4 protein-coding genes are annotated in these 4021 nt (G+C 74.6%); all 4 read left to right on the forward strand.

Annotated features, from left to right (window positions below; all coding sequences use genetic code 11):
- A partial coding sequence (locus tag HMPREF0731_RS05035; protein WP_007002956.1) for an SDR family NAD(P)-dependent oxidoreductase occupies positions 1 to 566 on the forward strand: 566 nt, incomplete at its 5' end.
- 130 nt (positions 567 to 696) lie between these two features.
- Positions 697 to 2043: a globin-coupled sensor protein gene (locus HMPREF0731_RS05040; protein WP_007002957.1), complete on the forward strand. Its 1347-nt coding sequence runs from the start codon at positions 697 to 699 to the stop codon at positions 2041 to 2043.
- A 102-nt stretch (positions 2044 to 2145) separates the two neighbouring features.
- A complete protein-coding gene (locus HMPREF0731_RS05045) occupies positions 2146 to 3558 on the forward strand; it encodes an alpha/beta hydrolase (protein WP_007002958.1) in 1413 nt (470 codons plus the stop codon).
- An 87-nt stretch (positions 3559 to 3645) separates the two neighbouring features.
- A partial coding sequence (locus HMPREF0731_RS05050) for a GntR family transcriptional regulator (protein WP_007002959.1) occupies positions 3646 to 4021 on the forward strand: 376 nt, incomplete at its 3' end.

The raw sequence follows: 4021 nt of genomic DNA on the forward strand, positions 1-4021 counted from the left end.
CCGATCTGTCGCAGCCCGGCGCCCCGGCGGCGCTGGTGGCGGCGGCGGCCGCGGCGCTGGGCGGGCTCGGCGTGCTGGTCAACAATGCCGGCATCTTCCCGCGCACCCCCTTCCTGGAGATGCAGGAGGCGCAATGGGATGCGGTGCTGGAGCTGAACCTGAAGGCCAGCGCCTTCTGCGGCCAGGCGGCGGCGCGCGCCATGGTCGCCGCCGGGCATGGCGGGGTGATCCTGAACCTCAGCTCCAGCGCGGTGCGCGGCAGCCCGCTCGGCGCGCATTACAGCGCCAGCAAGGCCGGGCTGATCGGGCTGACCCGCGCCATGGCCCTCGCCCTCGGCCCGCACGCCATCCGCGTCAACGCCATCGCCCCCGGCCTGACCGACACGGCGCAGCCGCGCCACGGCAACAGCGAGGCGGAATTGCAGGCCATGGCCGCCGCCCTGCCGCTCGGCCGCATGGGCAGGCCGGAGGAGATCGGCGCCATGGCGGCCTATCTGGCCTCGCCGGCGGCCGCCTGGATCACCGGGCAGGTCTTCCACGTCAATGGCGGCGGCTATCTGGCCTGACCGGCCGGCGCCACTGGGCGGTTGACCAAATAGTGATAAAGGAGCGGTAACAGTTGCAGGGTGGCCGCCGTCCTCGCCCGGGGGATGTGGACGGGCGTGGCCACCCGCCCCGATCCAGGAAGGCAAGACAGTGGCATCCCAGTACGATATTCGCGAGCGTCTCCGTTTCCTGGGCTTCGACCAGGCCAGCCGCGACGCCCTGTCCGAGTTCCTGCCGGTGCTGCAATCCCGCCTGCCCGAGGTGCTGCAGAAATTCTACGCCCATCTGCGGCAATGGCCGGAACTGGCCGGCATGTTCAAGGGCGATGGCATGCGCCGCGCCGAGCAGGCCCAGGCGGCGCATTGGGGCCAGCTCTTCTCCGGCCGCTTCGACGAGGCCTATGTCGATTCGGTGCGCCGCATCGGGCTGATGCACAGCCGCATCGGGCTGGAGCCGCGCTTCTACATCGGCGGCTACAGCTTCATCCTCGGCCATCTGATCGACATGGCCTGCCAGGCGCATGGCAGCCGGCTGAACCCGGCCGCCGCGCAGCGCCGCACCGCGGCCCTGGTGCGCGCGCTGAACCAGGCGGTGATGATCGACATGGACATGGCCATCTCCATCTACCTGGAGGAGAACAAGGCCGCCTATGACCGCAAGGTCGCCACTCTCTCCACCGCCTTCGAATCCAAGGTCGGCCCGCTGGTGGACGCGGTGGCGAGCCAGGCCGGCGCGCTGCGCGGCACCGCCGCCGGCATGAGCGAGACGGCGCGGCAGACCGCCCAGCAGGCCACCGTCGTGGCCGGCGCGGCGCGCGAGGCCAGCGGCGGCGTCGCCACCGTCGCCGCCGCCACCGAGGAGTTGTCCGCCTCGGTCGAGGAGATCGCCCGCCAGGTGGCGCATTCCTCCGCCATGACCCGCCAGGCGGTGGAGACCAGCCGCCGCACCGATGGCATCGTCCGGGCGCTGGCCGGCGGCGCGCAGAAGATCGGCGAGGTGATCGGGCTGATCGAGACGGTGGCGGCGCAGACCAACCTGCTCGCCCTGAACGCCACCATCGAGGCCGCCCGGGCGGGCGAGGCCGGCAAGGGCTTCGCCGTCGTCGCCTCCGAGGTGAAGAACCTCGCCAGCCAGACCGCCCGCGCCACCGAGGAGATCAGCCAGCAGGTGGGCGAGATGCAGAGCGCCACGCGCGACGTGGTCGGCGCCATCGGCGAGATCACCGGCGCCATCGGCGAGCTGAACAAGGTCGCCACCGCCATCGCCGCCGCCGTCGAGCAGCAGGGCGCCGCCACGCGCGAGATCTCGCGCAGCGTGCAGGAGACCGCCGCCGGCACCAGGCAGGTGACGGAGAGCATCGCCGCCGTCAGCGGCAGCGCCGAGGCCACAGGCCAGGCGGCGCAGGAGGCGCTGCGCAACGCCGAGACGCAGGCCCACCAGACCGACGGGCTGCGCCGCGAGATGCGCGATTTCGTCGCCCAGATCCGCGCCGCCTGAGCCGGGGCGGCGCGCGGCCTGGGGGGGATGATTGGGCGGCGGCGCCGGTCTAGGCTATAGCGCGCCACCCCGACGGCCCTGCCCCAGACCGCGAACACGCTCTTGCCCGACACCACCGCCCCCGATGCCGATCTCGCCCAGTCCACCGGCGAGGTGGCGGCCACCGCCGCGCCGCCGCGCCCGGCCGAGCGCGTGCTCGGCCAGCGCCACGTCTTCGGCAGCTACGAGGCCGAGTTCGTCGCCGGCGAGGCGGCGGAGGTCCTGGTCATCGCCCTCAGCGGCGTGCGCGTCGGCACGCCGATCACCGGCTTCGATTTCTACAACGGCCTGACCCGGCGGCGGCGCGTCGACACGCTGTTCCTGCGCGACCAGAAGCGCAGCTGGTACAATGCGGACGAGGGCTGGGACGCGGTGGTGGCGCTGATCACCGCCACCGCCGCCGCCCGCCCCTATCGCCGCGTCGTGGTGCTGGGCGCCAGCATGGGGGCCTATGGCGCGCTGCTGGTCGGGCCGCTGCTGCCGCGCGCGCGCGTCGTCGCCCTGGCGCCGCCCATCGGCATCGATCTCGGCAAGCTCGGCCGCGCCGTGGTGCGCTACAAGGCCTGGCTCGACACCAACCCGCCCCTGCCGCGGCCGCGCCCCAACCCGCGTGGGCGGGAGCGCAGCCTGTGCCTGTTCGGCGACAGCGACGTCATCGACATCGACAATGCGCGCCGCTTCCAGCACCAGGGCTGGCGGCAGGTCTACATGGTGCCGGATGGCGACCACGCCCTGGCGGTGACGCTGCTGCAGCGCGGCCGGCTGGACCGCTTCCTCGACGCCATGATCGACGGCGCGCCGCCCGAGGCGCTGGCCGCCATCGCCGGCGCCTATGCCGCGCACCCGCATTGCCAGGCCTTCCGCATCCTGGAGGGGCGGGCGAAGCTGTTCCGCGGCGCGCTCGCCGCCGCCGATGCCTGCCTGGAGGATGCCCGCGCCGCCCCGCCGCGCCCGGCCGCGCTGGTGCTGCTGGAGCATCTGCGCCTCGGCCTCGGCCCGTTCGGCCCGGCGGCGCTGGCCCGCTTCACCGCCCTGCCCCGCCGCCGCCACAGCCTGGCGCTGGAGGGGGGCTGGACCGCCACGCTGCTGAGCGGCGAGGTGGTGCCGATCGGCCCGCTCACCCTGCTCGGCCCGCTGGCCGAGCTGCAACTGCACCACCCCGACCCGGCGCTGGCCGGCCGCGCCCGCATCCGCCTGCTGGCCGAGATGCCGCAGCAGCCGAGCCGCGGCGGCCGCCGCCTGCTGGATGCCTGGTGGCTGCGCGACGGCCCGCCGCAACGCCTGGCCAGCGCGCCCGATCCGCGCCTGCCGCTGAGCGTCACCCTGCCGCTGGAAGCCCGGCCGGACGGGGCCGCCGGCCGTGTCCTGCTGCACCGGCGCAGCTTCTCCTCGGGCTTCGAGGCCGGGGTCTCGGACCAGCGGCAGCCCTGGTCGATCAAGCTGTCCGGCCTGGCCGTGGAGACGGCGCGCGGCTGATCCGCCGAGATCCGGCATCGCCCCGGGGAACGTTTGCAGGCAAGCGCGGCTATTGTATGCGGACATGATCCGCAGGCAGGAGAGACCATGCGCCGCGACCGCGCCGGGGCCGCGCCCCCGACGGGCTTCTGGCAGCCCGCCTTGCCGCTTGGCGCCGGGCCGCTCTACCGGGCCATCGCCGACGCGCTGGAGGCCGACCTGGCCGCCGGCCGGCTGGCCCCCGGCAGCCGCCTGCCGCCGCAGCGCCGGCTGGCCGCGGCGCTGGGCATCGACCTGACCACGGTCAGCCGCGCCTATGCCGAGGCGGCGCGGCGCGGGCTGCTGGAGGGGCGGGTCGGCCAGGGCAGCTATCTGCGCGACCCGGCGCAGCCGCGCCCCGGCACCCCGGCCCCGGCGCTGCCGCTCTCCCTGGCGCCGCCCGATCTCAGCATGAACCTGCCGCCCTGCCCGGACGACCCGCTGC

Origin of the sequence: Pseudoroseomonas cervicalis ATCC 49957 (assembly GCF_000164635.1) — a bacterium.
Lineage (GTDB): Bacteria > Pseudomonadota > Alphaproteobacteria > Acetobacterales > Acetobacteraceae > Pseudoroseomonas > Pseudoroseomonas cervicalis.